This window comes from Deltaproteobacteria bacterium (assembly GCA_020848905.1).
Lineage (GTDB): Bacteria > Myxococcota_A > Polyangia.
In genome coordinates, this window is sequence record JADLHG010000004.1 from 79,377 (window position 1) to 94,839 (window position 15,463).

Genomic DNA, 15,463 nt, shown 5'->3' on the forward strand with positions numbered 1-15,463 from the left:
CCCTGACTCACGGTACGCGAAAACTGTCGCGCGTGCGTTCGAGCTGCGGTGCGAGCGCCGGACACTGGCGCCGGTGGCAGTTCACCATGAGGACGTAGGCGAAGTCGTGCCGAGGCACCGCGATGGCCCACTGGTCGATCGGGTGGGAAGGCCCCTGCATCCCCGTGAACCGAAGCTGCACGGCGGGGACCCCGTGGAGGAGCAGGGGCAGCGTCCGTTGGTGCGTGAACCCCTCGTCCACCATGCGGCGCCGCAGGTGCTCGACGTAGCGGTCGGCGCGCACGAAGGGCGGGATGGGCTCGGCGCCCACGAGGAGGCTCGCCCCCTGGGCATGGCGCGCGGCGAAAAGGATCCCCGGACGATGTTCCTCGGCCGACCAGCCCTCGCCGGCGGCGATGAGCGAGAGCTCGAGGCGTGGGACCTGGACGCGAACGCCGTGGCGCGAGGGCGTGACGCGCACGTCCTGCGGCGTGAGCCCCTCGAACGGATAGCTCGGCATGCGTCGCTCCACCACGTACCCGCAGCCCACGGTTACCCCCAGGAAGGCGACGAGGGCCACGATCTGGGCGGCAGGGACCCCGGGGCGCGGCGGGGGTGGCAGCGTATCCCCGAGGCGCCGGGCCTCACGGAGGCGGAGCTGGTGGTAGAGGCCGGCCGCCAGGGCGAGCTGCGCGCCGACGTAGATGAGGTCGAGGAGGCGATGGTGCCCGCGCGACGCGAGCACGACGATGAGACCGCTGATGCCTATCCCAGGTGCAGCGCGTAGCCAGAGACGGGCCACCACATAGCCCGCTCCGGGAAGGAGCAGGTGGCAGAGCAGCGCGAGCCGGCGTCCGGGGCCCTCCCCCCCCGGCTCGTCGCTGGCTCGAAACGACAGGTCGATGGCCGCGTAGCCGTGCAAGCAGAGCAGGCCGCGCAGGAGCACGCCGAAGAGAAACGACCCTTGCGGTGATTCGAAGGGCTGGAGCCCCGAGGCCAGATGCCACGCCGCCGCCGCGCCTCCCACGAGCTCCCCGAGGAGCAGCGCGCACCCGAGCCGGCGGGCGCCCATCAGCAGGTGGCCGGCTCCCGGGAGGAGCGCCCCGAGCAAGGTGGCTACAACCACTCGGCGCGCGTCGGGATGGGGGGCGGTGCGCCTTCGAGCTGCACCCGCCATCGGTGCGCTAGTCGCTGGATCGAGCGGCCGCTTCGCGCTCGAGCTTGCGGCGGATCAGCTGGCGCTTGAGTCGGCCGACGTAGTCCGCGAGGAGGCGACCATTGAGGTGGTCGTTCTCGTGCTGCATGGCGCGCGCGAAGAGCCCCTCGCCCGCCACCTCGAAGAGCTCCCCTCGGAGGTTTCGTGCACGGGTGAGCACCCGGTAGGACCGTTCGACCGGGACGTAGACTCCGGGGAAGGAGAGGCACCCCTCGTCGGCGAGCTCTTTCTCGGCGCTGAGCTCCACGATCTCCGGGTCGATGAAGACCATCGGCGCGGCCTGGGGTCCCAGCCCGGCCACGGAGCTCTCCACGATGAAGAGCCGGATCGGCTCACCCACCTGGATCGCAGCCAGTCCGGCCCCGCTCGCGCTGTACATGGTTTCCGTCATGTCCCGGACCAGCGCCTCGAGTCCGTCGAGACGCTCGCCGACCGTGCGGCACTGGCTCTGCAGGCGAGGGTCCGGGTATCTCAAGATGGGGCGGATGGCCATGAATACATCCTTACCAAGCGGGGCTGCACCCGATGACGCGTTGCTTCGGGCGGCGCCGCCGGCGGGTCGTTCGGACCTCAAATTGGCCCGGCCGGCCTGCGCGCGGCGCTCGTAAGTATTCATTGGCTTTTGCGGTGCTGTCAAATCGCGCCCCCGCAGCCGAACGCGCCCGAGCGTCTTTCTCGGCGGCTGATTGACAACCGGCCGACTCCGCTTATATTTTGAGTTGACCCGACGCGACATGCACAGCCGACGCGTGTTGTGCCTTGACGAAAATCAAGTGTCGGGGAATGCTTCGGCCGTACGGCGAGGATGCAACCGATGCGCGTGACAGCCCAGCTTGCCCAGCTTTCCAACCGGTTCGCCTTGTCCCGTGGAGGGGAAGCCAGTGTCCGGACGGAGTTCGGCACCTTCACGATGGCCGCCTACAGGGACGCGGAGGGGCTCGAGCATCTGGCGGTCATGAAAGGGGACGTCCGAGGGACGGGCGTGCTCTGCCGCGTGCACTCGGAGTGCCTGACGGGTGAAGTGTTCCATTCGCGTCGCTGCGAGTGCGGGCCGCAGCTCCACCTCGCGCTCCGGCGGATCGAGGAGGTCGGGCGCGGCGTCGTGATCTACCTGCGTCAGGAGGGCCGGGGCATCGGCCTACTGAACAAGCTGCGGGCCTACGCTCTGCAGGACAAGGGGGCCGATACGCTGGAGGCGAACGTGGCGCTCGGCTTCGCCCCGGACCTGCGGCGCTACGACGTGGCCGCCGCCATCCTGCGAGACCTCGGGACCCAGTCGGTGGTGCTCATGAGCAACAACCCCGACAAGGTGCTCGGACTGCAGGAGGCGGGGATCGTCGTGGAGCGCCGGGAGCCGCACCAGATCGGCGTCCACGAGGACAACGAGCGCTACATGGAAACCAAGCGCCTCCGGATGGGGCATCTCCTCGGCGACTGACCGACCGTCCCGGGCGCGTCCTTTGCGCCGGCCCCCCTGCAGCCCCTACGACCGCAGCCCGAGCCGGGCCAGAAACTGCGACTGCAGCTCGGGCCGCGCCGCGTAGTCCCCGACGAAGGCCGTGGTCACCACCCGGCTTCCCTCGTGCCGATCCGAGGGGAGGGCCAGGCAGAGCTGCTCCGCCTCGAGGACGCAGGCCGCGCCGCGGCACGGCAGGAGGTCCACGAGCGCCTGCGCCACCTGCTGCGTGGCCCGCTCCTGCAGAGTGAGCCTCTGGGTGAAGCACGCCACGAGCTGAGCGATGCGCCCGAAGCCGAGGAGTCTTCCCGCCGGGAGGTACGCGACGTGGGCCCGCCCCCGGAAGGGCACCAGGTGGTGGGGGCAGAGGGAGTGAAAGGAGAGATCCCGGAGCAACACCTCCGCGGGATCGGCCTCCCCGACCACCGCGTCCCCGAGGATCTGCGCCGGGTCCATCGCGTAGCCCGAGAGGAACTCGTCCAGCCAGAGCCGCGCCACGCGTTCGGGGCTCCCGCGGAGGTCTTCGCTCGTAGGGTCCAGCCCGGCGGCGCCTAGCAGCGTGCGGATGGCGGCGGCCATCGCGGTGGGGTCGGGGGGAGCGGTCGGCATGGCTCTCGTCCTCTTGAACGCGGCGCGGCGTCTTTTTCGGCCGCCGGGGGCGTGCCGTCTAGCAGAGTATGCGACAATCGGCTATATGAGTCAGGCGCTCGCTGCGACGACCCGGTAGGGGCTGCGCGGGGCGGGCCGAGACGCCGCAGCTCGAGGTACGCATGGAACGTCGCTTTTTCCTGCCGTTCGCGTCCGCGCTCCTCCTGGTCCCCATCGCCCCTGCGATGGCCTACGACGGGGCGTCCGCAAACTCGCTCGCCAAGCCGAAGACCTACACCTTCCGGTCGCCGCTCGACTCGATGGGCCGCATCGGGAGCCGCGGCCGTCCGATCTCGTCCCTCGGTACGCACGGCGGGTCGGGCTTCACGACCTATTCGGGGAGCGTGGGCTGGGAGGACCGCCACCACGGCTCGCTCAACGCAGCCTATCGCCCGGGACGCAAGGCGGGCGGGTCCTGGGGCTACTCGGGCGGTTTCGGCAGACGCGTCCGGCGCCGCACCGCGCGCATCTCGAACGACAACAACCACCACCTGCGGCCGCTTCAGCAGCAGCGGCTGCCCGTCGTGGCCGCCGCCACGGGGACCCTTCGCGAGCGGCGTCCCTCCGGTCTCGAGCGGCCGGGCAAGCGCCGCGTCAAGCACAACAGGCGGCATCACCGCGGCGCGCGACGGTATCAGTAGGCGCGCACCTCACCGCCGCCCCGACGGCGCCGGGTCGTCGTCCTTCCGGTACTCCTCGAGCTTTCGATAGAGGGTCTTGCGGTCCAGTCCCAGCCGGTTCGCCGCGCGGCTCTTGTTCCCCTCTTCCTGGGTGAGCACCTGCAGGATGTACTCGCGCTCCAGCTCGGCCAGCGTCAGGTTGCGCGAGGAGGCTGCCGAGACGAGGTGGTCGTCGGCAGGCCGCTCGCGGAGCGGCTGCGGCAGGTCGGCCACCTCGATCTGCGGGGTCTGGCTCAGCGCCACCGCTCGTTCGACCACGTTCTCGAGCTCCCGCACATTCCCCGGCCAGGCGTACGCGAGCAGGAGCTTCGCCGCCTGCGCGTCGATGCGCTCCACCTGCTTGTTCGCGCGCCGGCCGGCCTGCGCGAGGAGGTGCGTGGCCAGCGGCAAGATGTCCTCGGGGCGGTCGCGCAGCGGCGGGATCGCGATCTGCACCACGTTGAGCCGGTAATAGAGGTCCGAGCGAAAGTGCCCCGTGGGAAGCATGGCCTGCAGGTCCCGGTTGGTGGCGCTCATGATGCGCACGTCGATGGGGACGCTGCGGCTGCTCCCCAGGGGTTTGACCTCGCGCTCCTGGAGCACCCGCAAGAGCTTGGCCTGCAGTGGGGGAGGGAGCTCGCCGATCTCGTCGAGGAAGAGCGACCCGCCGTTCGCGTCCACGAGGAGCCCGTTGCGGTCGGTCGTGGCGTCGGTGAAGGCGCCCCGCTTGTACCCGAAGAGCTCGCTCTCGAGGAGGTTCGGTGGAATGGCCGCGCAGTTCACGGCGATGAACGGTCCGCTCGACCGCGAGCTGTTGAAGTGCAGGGCCCGCGCGACGAGCTCTTTGCCGGTGCCGCTCTCCCCGGTGATGAGCACGCTCACGGGGCTATCGGCGACGCGGCGAATGAGCTCGAAGACCTCCTGCATGGCCGCGCTTCGGCCGATGATGTTGTCGAAACGGTACTTGTCGGCCACCGCCTCTCGCAGGCGGGCCAGCTCGTGACGGATCCCCCGCTCGCGCAACGTGCGCTCGACGGCCAAGAGCAGCTGGTCGATCTCGAAGGGCTTCGTGATGTAGTCGGAGGCGCCGAGCTTCACCGCCTTGATGGCCGTCTCGATGCTGCCGAAGGCGGTCACGGTGATCACGTCGGGGCGTGCCGGCAGCGTGCACAGCTCGCGCACCATGTCCAGGCCATCCATGTCCGGCATGCGGATGTCGGTGACGACCAGATCGACCTGGTGGGTCCTGACCTGCGCCACGCCGTCGCGCCCCCCTCCCGCCGAGAGCACCGCGTAGCCCTCCTCGGTCAGCGACTCGACGACCAGTTCGCGCATCGCCGCGTCGTCCTCCACGACGAGGATCGTGTGCCGGCCATGGAGAGGTTCGGTCATGGGCTAGCTCCCTGCCTGTGAGGTGCGACCTGGCGAGCTCGAGGACCCCGCAGCTGCCTCCCTCCCCGAGGGACGCTCGATCGCGGCCGCGTCGGTCTCCCCTCGGTGCGGTGGTGCCGAATGCGTCTCCGCGTCGGAACTCTCCGCCTCGACGGCGGCCTCCGGTTCGGTCGGCAGGTAGACGCGGAAGGCGGCGCCGTGAGGCTGCGCCGTCTCGACCTCGACCCACCCGTCGTGCTCCTTGACGATTCCGTGAACCACCGTGAGCCCGAGTCCCGTGCCTTCGCCCTGGGGCTTCGTGGAGTAGAAGGGCTCGAAGATCTGCGCGCGCGTCTCCTCCGGAATGCCCGGTCCGCTGTCGGCCACCAGGACCTGCAGGTAGCGCTGCGGCGGCGCGAGGTCGAGGCCGCTCTTGCGGCGGTGGTCGAGCGTGCAGCGAACCGTCAGGGTCCCCCCCCCCGGCATGGCCTGGATCGCGTTGACGAGCAGGTTGAGCACCACCTGCTGCAGCCCGTCGGCGTCCCCCATCACGGGCGGCAGGCCCGGCGGGAGTTCGCGCTGGACCTCGATCCCGGCCCGCTGGATCTGGTACTCGAGAAAAGCGAGGGCGTCGTCGAGGACGCGCGCGAGGTCGACGCTCCCGCGCCTCGGAGCTCGGGCCCGCGCCACGTCGAGCATCTGCTGGATGATCTTCGTGATGCGCGAGGCCTGGTCGGCGATGATCTTCGCGTTCTTGAGGACCTCTGCCGGCTGTTCGGCCTTTCGCTCGAGCGCTCGCGCCCGCCCGCCGATCACGTTCAGCGGCGTGCCCACCTCGTGCGCGATCTCGGCGGAGAGCTGCCCGATGGTGGCCAGCTTCTCGCTCTGACGGAGGCGCTGTTCGAGCTCCAGCTTCAGCGCGCCGCTCTGGAGGATCTCGTCCTGCGCGGCCCGGAGCCTGGAGGTCATTTCGTTGAAGCGGTAGGCGATCCGTCCGATCTCGTCCGAGCGATCGAGGGGCAGCGCGTGGGAGAGGTCTCCGCGGATGACGTGGTCCATCCCGTCCATGAGCTGGCCGATGGGGCGTCCGATCGCACGACGCGAGAAGATCCCCACGAGCAGGGCGAAGAGGAGCAGGAGCCCTCCGGCGATGGCGAGGCCGAGGTGGAAGCCCCGCCCCTCGCGCAGGGCCTGGAGCTCGAGCCGCAGCTCGAGCGCGCCGACCGCCTTGCCGCGCAGATGAAGCGGAGCACGGTAGACGTAGGCCGCGTGTCCCCCTTTGCGGAAGAGCTCTCCCTCGGGACGGTTGCTCTCGATGACCCGGCGCGCCCGTGCGTTCGTCACCGGCTCCTCTTCCTCGGGGACCGGCACCTCCGCGCGCCCGTCGGCGCCGTAGAAGATCACCTCCACGCTGCCTTGCTGCGCCAGATGGTCAGCGATATGCGCGAGCTGGCCCCGGTCGCGCACCCCCGCTTCGGCGACGCTGGCCAGGAGCTGGCCGACGGCCGTCGCCTGGGCTTCGACCTGACGCTCGAGCGCGCGCTCCTGCAGCTCCCGCCCGGCGTAGCCCGATCCGACGAGGAGCAGCGCCGCGAGGAGGGAAGCGACGAAGGAGATCTTCTTCGCAATGCTCATGAGTGTCCCCCGCCGAGAGTCCGCCACGGTCCGGCGGCGCCTTGCGGGCGCGATGGCGTGAAGAACGCGTGAGGCATTTTTCTGCAGCGTAGCATCGCGCTACAGGGCGGGCAATCGGTGCGGCGCAGTTCGCTACGGCAGAACGCCCCAGTGCCTCGGGGCGCGCGCGGGGACTACTGCAGAAGCTCGACTGTCCCGGAGAACTCGCCGTTCAAGGTGCTCCCCTTCACGAAGGTGACGTAGAAGCGCCCCTTCGCAGCGGAGCCGGCGCCCCCGAGGGTATCGAAGATCACCTTCCCGGATTTCATCTCCGAGAACTGCGAGGCGTCCTGCATCACGCGCGTCAGGGCCCCTTCCTTCATCAGGTCCTTCTCCTGCCCCTCGGCCACGGGGGCGTTGGCCACGACCTTCACGGGGATGGCCTGCTTGTTCGTCCCCGGTCCGCGCAGGTAGGTCACGATCATGGCCACCATCTGGCCCCGGCTTTCCTGCCGATGGATCTGCACCGCATCGAAGACGAGATCGTACTGGGTCTCGGCGCTGCCAAAGAGCCGATTCCCCGACGCCGCGCCGCCGCCGCAGGCCGCAACGAGGAGGAGCGCGGAGAGCATGGTCAAGCGAGCGTGCCTCATTGCCAGACCCCTCGCGCGACCTTCAGCGTGTCCACGAACTCATTCCCCTGGTTCTTCAGCGCCACGCACTGGTAGGCGATGACGGGGTTGTCCTCTTTGGTGAAGGCGAGCGACGTGTAGACGCCGCAGCGATAGGCTTCGCCCGTATCCACTTCGTAGGTCTTCCAGCTCCCGTTCACGCGATAGGCGAACATGAGGGCGTCGTTGGCCAGGTCGCACGAGCCGCTGGTCGAGGGGCCGCACCGGTAGTAGCTGATCGCGGGGTTGCCCTTCGAGTCGTAGGCCAAAGACGAGAAGTGACCGTTGTTGGTCAGACTGGTGTCGACCACCGCCGCCGGAGCCCAGGTCTTCGTGTCGGTGGACTCGAGGTACCGCAGCGACTTGTCCCCCTGCGAGTAGTAGGCGATGCCGAACACGCCGCGTCCGTCGGTGTCGAAGTCGGGGCGCTCCACGTTGCTGCCGCTCGCCACGCCGCGCACGGTCCAGGCCGTGCCCTCCTTCACGGCGATCTCGATGCCGCCGCCCGCGCCCCCCTGGATCGTCTTCTGGTACATCACCACGGGCTGCGCGCGCTGGTTGAAGAGCAGCACGTTGTAGAGGCCGCCCCCCTTGCCGGGGAGGATCGCCTCGCCCGTCGGTCCGTAGCGCACGTCGGCCTTCTGGTCCCCGTCCTGCTCGTAGTAGCCGAAATGGACGTCCCGGTTGACGAACTGCAGCTGACCGCTCGCGTCGTAGGCGATCCCCATCCAGTGCCCGACGGTGTCTCCCGTGCCGCCGCGCGTGAAGACCGCCGACTTGGAGAAGGCCTGACCGTCCGTCGAGGTGGCGACCATGGCGTCCCCGCTGTCGCAGCGGTTCTGGTTGTTCGCCCCGGCCACGTAGCCCATCGAGATCTTCCCCGAGGCGTCGATGGCCACCGACAGCCCGAAGGTGTCGGAGCCGATGTACTGGTCCACCTTCACCGGAGCGCCCCAATCCGTGCCGTTGAAGTGCGAGTACATGACGTCGGCCGCGGGCCGCGGTTTCGACGTCGATCCGCCGCCTCCTCCGCTCGCCGGACAGGTGACGGTGATGGGGGAGGGGAGCTTCTTGTAGTAGCCCACCCCCATCACGGAGCCGTTGCTCCCCAGGTAGGCCTGCGTGCCGCCGCGGTCCTCGTCGACCGTCTTCTTCAGAAACTTGAGCGCCTTGCCGGGAGGTGGTCCCCCGCCATCCGTGCGGGTCAGACCGTCGGCGAGGCCGCCCCCGTCCCCCCGGCTCGGCGCCTTCTCACCGCAGCCCGTCGCGAGCAGGCCCGTCGCAGTCGCGGCCAGGCCGAAGGCTAGGAATCGTCGCATCGCTTGCGTCTCCTATGCTAGTTCCAGGTGAAGAACCGCTGCCGCAGGACAGGCGTCTAGGGCGAATAGCACTCGCCCTGGTACGTGGCGCACGGCGCGGTGCAGCTCTGAGAGACCACCGTCAGCGAGATGGTGTAGCTGCAGCTCCAGGACCAGTTGTTGTGGCCGCTGTCGGTTACGACCAGGAAGTACTTGTCCTTCGAACGCGCGAAGAAGCACCCGTCGCAGTTGTTGCCGAAGCAGCCGGACTTGCCGGGCGCCGGGGCCTTGGGCCAGGAGTGCAGGACCTTGCCGTCGTCGTGGCGGAACTCGTAGATGAACTCGAGGCCCTTGCCGTCGGCACCCGTGGGACAGCCGGGCCCGGTGCTGAAGTCGGCTCTGAGCACGCAGTCCCCCGCGGTACACGGGTTGTCCACGACGTACCAGTCCTGATCCCCTTCGTAGGAGATGTAGCCCGTCACGGCCGCACCCGAGGAGATGTGGATGTTCTTCTTCTTCGCCGCGGCCACGTGCATGGCCCGCACCTGGTTGGTGAGCGACGGCGAGATGAAGACGTCGGGGAAGTACTCGCTGTTCAGCTCCTTCGCGCCGTCCGGATCGCGGCGGACCTTCACGGTCAGGGTGTAGTTCTTGCCGTACTCGTAGGCGTCGCTCTTGTGGTCGCTGACGCGGATGTACCAGGGGCCCGGGTGGAGCAGGGGCTGCGCCGTCCGCACCATGGCACCGGTCGTGTCCTTCGGGTTCTCGTCGAACCGCACCACCTGCTGCACGCCGCAGACCTTGTCCGGCAGACACGCCACCGCGCCCGCGCACATCTTGTCCGTCGCACAGAGAGAGGTCGGGTTCGCCTCGCAGGCGTTGTCGGTGCAGAAGATGTCCCCCTTCGCCACGCAGTTGTAGCTGTACCGCACGCAGTCGAGCGAGCTCGTGCACGAGGGCTTCGGGCCCTTGATGACCGAGCAGCAGGCGTCCTTGGTGCAGGGCGACCCCTGGTGCCCGTAGATCAGCTCGACCGACGGGTTCACCAGGGCGGCCCCGTTGTAGGTGACCTGGATCTCGATCACGCCCGGGTTGTTCTCGCTCAGGTCACCGAGGCCGTTGACCTTGAAGTAGTCCACGTCGGCCTTAGAGCCGATCTGCCCCGTGATGGAGGTGTCCACGTTGTCGGCGCCCAGCACCGTGGCTGTGGCGACCGTGTCGTTTCGCTTCCCCTTGTCCTGCGGGTCCTGCTCGGCGCGCGTCTGGAGCGAGAGGGTGTAGGCGACGGCCACGTCGCTGTCGTCGTCGCCCGCGTCCTGGATCGCGATGAAGTACTTCCCCGGGGCAGGCATGGCGTGAACCGTGGTCAGGTTGGTCGCCGCCCTCTGCCCGTCGGCCACGGCGTCCTCGCCCACCTTCTGCTTGTTCGCGTCGTAGATGACGTACTTCAGATCTACGGGCGTCGGCCCCGGGGTGGTGAGCTTGATCTCCAGGAGCTGGTCCTGTGCGACGGTGACGTCGAAGAAGTCGACGTCCTTCGCGCACGAGATGTAGCCGGTGCGCGGCCCGCCGGCTGCCGGCTTGGAGGCCGCCTGCGTGTTGTTGTCCTCGTTCGCGTCCTTGTCGGCCTCCGTGGTGTACGAGAGCTCGTAGGGGTTCTTGCCGTCGCGGGCGTCGTCGCCGTCGTCCTTGACGATGAGGTAGTAGGTCCCGGGGCCGGGGACGCAGTGTGCCACGTCGAAGACCTTGCCCGTGATCGTGGGCGCGGCTGCGACCGTCTTCTTGTTCTGATCGAGGAGCAGGTAGGTCAGGTTGACCACGGGCAGCGCCGCCGTGTTGGTCAGCTTGATGTGGGCCAGCTTGTGGCCCTGCGGGACGGTGATCTTGTAGTAGTCCTGGTCCCCCTGCGGACAGACGTAGCCCTTCTCCGCCTTCGTCGCGGCGAGGTCTATCGCGGTGTCGGGGTCTATGGACTTGTCGACCCCGCCGGTGCACGTGCCGGTGCCGCCTCCGCCGTCATCCTCCGCGCCGCCGTCGCCCCCCGAGCTGCCGCTGCTCTTGCAGGCCGCGAGGCTGCCGCACGCCACCGTCACGAGGAGGAACGTTCGTAGCCGTCCCATCGAGTCTCCTAGGCTGAGGTTAATCGGTTAATCGATACGTCTCAGTTTAGCGCACTCGCGCCGTTCCGCTCACCGTTTGAGACAGGTGCCCGTCGAGCCGTCGGGGCACAGGCAGTCCGTCGTGGCGTTGAAGGCTGTCGGGATCTTCCACGCCGACGCGGGGACGCTGACCTTGCCCGTAGCGGGCAGCTTCGCCCCCGTCGACATCTGGTAGTTCGCTCGCACGCAGGCCATGGTGAAGTTGCCGTAGTCCTCCGGGTTGTCGAACGGCACCTCGCCGAAGTAGAGGTAGATGTTGTTCCAGCCCGCTTCCGTCTCCGTCAGCCCGGCCTTGGGGGTCACGAGCTGGACGTTCTCGACGCGGAAGCTGTAGCAGGTGATGTGGGCCTGACGGGCGCAGGCTTTCTCTTCGCCCGGCACGTCGGGGACCTTTTGGCAGGTCCACTTGCTCGTGCACGCCCCCTGCTTGCAGGTCTCCCCGGGGCGCTGGCACTCCGTATCGGTCTTGCACGGCGCGACGGTGGAGCAGCCTCCGTCGTCGGCGCAGCGACAGTACCCCTGTCCGCAGGTCCCCTTGGGGCAATCCTCGTCCTTCGCGCAGGTCAGGCCCTGCAGCTGGATCCCCGTGCCGGTGCGCTGCACGTCGTACCGGTAGCTGGCGCGCGAGCGATGCGACGCGTCGTCGGCGCGAGGGTCGGTGTGCAGCCGGATCTCGTCTCCCGAGGGCATGCCGTCCACGTCAAGGTCCCCCTCCACGTCCTTCGGGTCGGTGGGATTCGTGCCGAAGCGGACCTCGACGCCGTCGGGGATCCCGTCCGCATCGGTGTCGAAGAGGTCCTTGTTGGTGCCGAGGAAGCGCTCCTCGCAGTCGTAGAGCCCGTCCCCGTCGCTATCGTCCAGCTTGCCGTCCCCGTTCGCGTCGCTCGCGGCCATGGAGCAGTCGGCATCCTTGGGGTCCAGGGTGTCCCACCCCGAGCTGCGGAAGAAGTGCTCGAGCGTGTCGCTGAACCCGTCCCCGTCGGTGTCCAGCGAGGCGGCGTTGGTCCCGGCGTTCAGCTCGGCCTTGTCGCTCAGGCCGTCCCCGTCGCTGTCCGGAATCACGGCCCCGTCGGCCGGCTGCGCGTTCAGGTTGGTGGCGATGAAGTTCTTCAGCCGGTAGACGCGCCGGAGCGTCGAGAAGTCCACGTGGAGGAAGTTGATCTCCTCGCCGTTAGGGAAGTTGCGGAAGGTCCCCTTGCCCACGTCGGCCATCTGCTTGAGCAGGAAGGTGGCCTGCTCCTGGGCCCACGAGGGGTTCTGACCGGCGAGGTAGGCCGAGTGAAAACGCACGTCCCCGACGTGGTAGATGGCCTTGAGCCCCATGATCTCCTTCACGCGCCGGAGGATGCGCGTGTCCACGTTGTACTCGGTCATCACGTTCGGATCGCCGCCGGGCCCGAGGAGGTCCTTCTGGAGGTCGGCCGGGATGGTGTCCCAGTCGTCGCCGTCGTTGATGTGCGGGTCCGGCTGCCCGTCGGAGAGGAAGACGACGACGTACTTGCTGCGGGCCACGGCCCCGGCGTTCGAGCGCTGCATCTCGGACATGTCGCGCGACAGGACGTTGAAGGCCATCGTCAGGGCCCCCTCGTAGTCGGTGACGCTGCCGCCGTTCGTGATCTGCGGCAGCGCGGTCACGAGCTCCTTCGCATCGCTCGTGAACCCCTCCACGCCGTTCGGATTCAGCGTGAGGGTCTGCTTGGCCGACCCGAACCGGATGAGCGCGAACTCGACGCCGGGGTCGAGGTGCTTGCCGCAGATGCCGTTCATGCACTGGTCGTTCGGATTGGGGCAATCGGGGCAGGTCTTCTCGCCGGAGGTGCACCCGGGCTTCTTCACGTCGCAGGTGGGGGCGCAGACGCCGTTCGTCTGGGTCGGCGGAGGGCACGCGGCCACGCCCTTGCACGGGGGCGCCTTGCAGCAGTCGGGGCCGACGCAGAGACCCGCCGCGCCGCACGGGCCACAGCCGACCTTGCCCTTCTCGCAGCCGGCGGTGCCCGTGTTGCAGTAGGTGTTCGTGACCTGCACTCCGAGGTCGATGAACTTCGTGATCACCTGCCGGATGGCGCGGTTGCGCCCGGTGTTGGCGGTGGTGTCGAGGATCGTCGCGTCGATCGGGTCGTTGATGTTCATGCTCTGCGAGGTGTCGATGACGAAGAGCACCTTCAGCGGGAAGACCAGGTCGGAGGGATCGGAGGTGCAGAAGTTGCCCGTGAGCTCGAGGCGGTTGTCGTAGACCGCGGTGGAGATGTCGACGTTGCGGACCAGGTCCACCTCCGAGCAGGCCAGGTGGAACGAGGAGACCGTCGCCCCGAGCAGAGCCAGGAAGCGGAGCCTCATGGGAGGGGCGCTCCGACGCAGGGGTCCTTGGTCGGGTCCGAGGCCGCATCGGCACGCGCCTTCATCAGCTCGTGCAGCGGCATGAACTTCGCGGCCGGGACGTGCACCTTGCCGTCGGCCGGGAACTTGAAGTTCGGCGTCACGTACTGCGCGCGCACGCAGGCGGCCTTGAAGTTGCCGAAGTCGCGGGGGTCGTCCGCGGGGCCTTCACCGAAGTAGATCATGATCTCATTGTACCCCAAGCTGCCCGCTCGATTCTTGCCGAGGGTGGTCACCAGCCGGACCTGCTTGACGCTGAAGTCGTAGCAGCGCCTCCGGTCCGGCCTCTCGGCCTGCTCGTGCACGTCGTAGAGGTACTTGAGCTCGGCGTGCACCTCGGGGTCCGCCACGGTCGGGCTGGAGTGCGTGTTGATCTCCTCGCCGGAGAGCTTGCCGTCGAAATCTACGTCCAGCTTGCTGTCGTCCCGCGTCGGGTCGGTCCCCGCAAAGAACTCGACTCCGTCGGGGATGCGGTCGCGGTCGGTGTCGGGCACCTTGGGGTCGGTGCCGACGATCTTCTCCTCGCAGCTATTGAGGCCGTCTCCGTCCAGGTCCACGCGCTCGGAGGGCGGGCAGGGCTTGGCGGGGATGTTGGCCTTGCCCGGGTCGAAGCCGGCTTTGTAGCGGTCGAGCTCGAGCTTGTCGTTGTAGCCGTCGTTGTCGCTGTCCGCGGACTGCTCGTTCATCTCGAGCTTCGCCTCGAACTCGGACAGGTCGTCCACCCCGTCACCGTCGGAGTCCACCACCAGCTTGTTCACCCACGGGCGCGCGCTCGGGTTCGTGACGATGAAGTTGGTCATGCCGAAGGGGCGCGCCACCGACGAGTAGTTGATGTCGAGGAAGTCGATCGACTGGCCGGAGGTGAAGTTGCGGAAGAGACCTCCGCCCGCCTTGGCCATGGCGCGGAGCACGCGCTCGGACTTGACCGGGTCGGCGCTGAAGAGGTCGAGAATGACCTGGGGCAGGCCGGCGACGAAGAGGAAGGCCGTGTGCATGCGGATCTCGCCCACCCCGTACTGTTTGCCGAGGTCGATGATCTCGGTGACCTTCTGCACGATCTGCGTCTCGGTGTTGTAGGCCTTACAGGGTTCCGCCATCGACGGATACCACTGCTGCATGTTCTTGCAGAGCTGGCCGCTCACGTTGAAGTTGTCGCACCAGCGGTCGCGGGGGACGTCGCACCAGCTATCTAGCACCACGCCCGGGATCCCGAGGTCCTGGACGTCGTTACCGCAGCCCTCCTTGCAGACGGGGTCCGGGGCGCCGTCGGAGACGAAGATCACGACGTACTTGGTGCGGATGCGGTCTACGGGGTTCGACTCGACCATGTCCCGCTCGAGGAGCTGGTAGGCGGACGTGAGCGCCCCCTGGTAGTCCGTGGTGATGTCCGCCTGGGCCAGCCCCGCGATGGCGGTGTTCAGCACGGCCGGGTTGTTCGTGAAGCCTTCGGAGCCGGAGGTGGCCGACCCGTTGATCGTCACGCGGCCGTTGAAGCGAACCATCGCGAAGGAGACCGCCGGGTTGTTCTTGAAGCGGTCGACTACCTTCTGCACGGCCGTCTGGCGGCCCGGGTTGGCGGCGCCCGCGCAGAGCTGCGCGCAGTTGGGGACAGCCCCCGTGCCCTGGCAGCTCGCCATGCACTCGGCCTGCGCGTTGATGGCGTTGCCCTGCGCGTCGGTGGTGGTGTTGGCGTTCGACGGATCGGTGAACTGCATCGAACCGGAGCAGTCCACGATGAAGAGGATCTTGACCGGGAAGACGGCTTCCGTGGGGTCGGCGGTGCAGACGTCCCCCGTGATGTCGAGCCGATCGTCCACGACCTTCTGCTGCGTGTCGTCGAGGGGCTGAAGCCCGGCATCGGAACACGCCACGCAGACCGGAAGCACGACTGCCCAGATCCTTCTCATCGAGACCTCCTCGAGTACGACGCGTCTTCGCGAGGCTGGATTCCGCCCAACGTGGGCGAAGGACCGACAACGAAAAAACCCCTGCCGACCCGGGGAGCCGGGCCGGCAG

Annotated in this window: 12 protein-coding genes; 2 read left to right on the forward strand and 10 right to left on the reverse strand. The window is 68.3% G+C overall.

From position 1 onward, the window contains the following. Positions 1–7 precede the first annotated feature (7 nt). Together IT371_01135 and def are read right to left on the reverse strand one after the other, a co-directional pair. Complete coding sequence (locus tag IT371_01135; protein MCC6746229.1) at positions 8–1,105, reverse strand: hypothetical protein; 1,098 nt, start codon at positions 1,103–1,105, stop codon at positions 8–10. Between the two features lie 58 nt (positions 1,106–1,163). After that, the gene (gene def / locus IT371_01140; protein ID MCC6746230.1) at positions 1,164–1,688 is read right to left on the reverse strand and encodes a peptide deformylase; all 525 of its coding nucleotides are present in this window, start codon (positions 1,686–1,688) and stop codon (positions 1,164–1,166) included. Between the two features lie 312 nt (positions 1,689–2,000). Here def and ribA point away from each other — a divergent pair, with 312 nt between their 5' ends. Then, entirely contained in the window at positions 2,001–2,633 is a 633-nt protein-coding gene (gene ribA, locus IT371_01145; GenBank protein MCC6746231.1) for a GTP cyclohydrolase II, read from the forward strand. A 45-nt stretch (positions 2,634–2,678) separates the two neighbouring features. Here ribA and IT371_01150 read toward each other — a convergent pair whose 3' ends face one another. Further along, positions 2,679–3,260, reverse strand: a complete 582-nt coding sequence (locus IT371_01150; GenBank protein MCC6746232.1) for a GTP cyclohydrolase I — start codon at positions 3,258–3,260, stop codon at positions 2,679–2,681. A 161-nt stretch (positions 3,261–3,421) separates the two neighbouring features. On the opposite strand from IT371_01150, the gene IT371_01155 reads away from it, so the two are divergent. Further along, the gene (locus IT371_01155) at positions 3,422–3,940 is read left to right on the forward strand and encodes a hypothetical protein (protein ID MCC6746233.1); all 519 of its coding nucleotides are present in this window, start codon (positions 3,422–3,424) and stop codon (positions 3,938–3,940) included. 9 nt (positions 3,941–3,949) lie between these two features. Here the strand turns inward: IT371_01155 and IT371_01160 are convergent, their stop codons facing one another. The 7 genes from IT371_01160 to IT371_01190 all read right to left on the reverse strand — a co-directional run bounded on the left by IT371_01160 (position 3,950) and on the right by IT371_01190 (position 15,354). Then, positions 3,950–5,350 carry a sigma-54-dependent Fis family transcriptional regulator gene (locus tag IT371_01160; protein MCC6746234.1) on the reverse strand — a complete coding sequence of 467 codons (1,401 nt, stop codon included), beginning with the start codon at positions 5,348–5,350 and terminating at the stop codon, positions 3,950–3,952. A gap of 3 nt (positions 5,351–5,353) precedes the next feature. Continuing rightward, complete coding sequence (locus IT371_01165) at positions 5,354–6,964, reverse strand: HAMP domain-containing protein (GenBank protein MCC6746235.1); 1,611 nt, start codon at positions 6,962–6,964, stop codon at positions 5,354–5,356. A gap of 173 nt (positions 6,965–7,137) precedes the next feature. After that, entirely contained in the window at positions 7,138–7,581 is a 444-nt protein-coding gene (locus IT371_01170) for a hypothetical protein (GenBank protein MCC6746236.1), read from the reverse strand. An 11-nt stretch (positions 7,582–7,592) separates the two neighbouring features. Continuing rightward, on the reverse strand, positions 7,593–8,933 hold the full coding sequence (locus IT371_01175) for a hypothetical protein (GenBank protein MCC6746237.1): 1,341 nt from the start codon (positions 8,931–8,933) through the stop codon (positions 7,593–7,595). 56 nt (positions 8,934–8,989) lie between these two features. Next, positions 8,990–11,032: a hypothetical protein gene (locus IT371_01180; GenBank protein MCC6746238.1), complete on the reverse strand. Its 2,043-nt coding sequence runs from the start codon at positions 11,030–11,032 to the stop codon at positions 8,990–8,992. 69 nt (positions 11,033–11,101) lie between these two features. Then, positions 11,102–13,408, reverse strand: a complete 2,307-nt coding sequence (locus IT371_01185) for a hypothetical protein (protein MCC6746239.1) — start codon at positions 13,406–13,408, stop codon at positions 11,102–11,104. Continuing rightward, positions 13,405–15,354: a VWA domain-containing protein gene (locus tag IT371_01190; protein MCC6746240.1), complete on the reverse strand. Its 1,950-nt coding sequence runs from the start codon at positions 15,352–15,354 to the stop codon at positions 13,405–13,407. The genes IT371_01185 and IT371_01190 overlap by 4 nt, the downstream gene beginning before the upstream one ends. Positions 15,355–15,463: the final 109 nt, after the last annotated feature.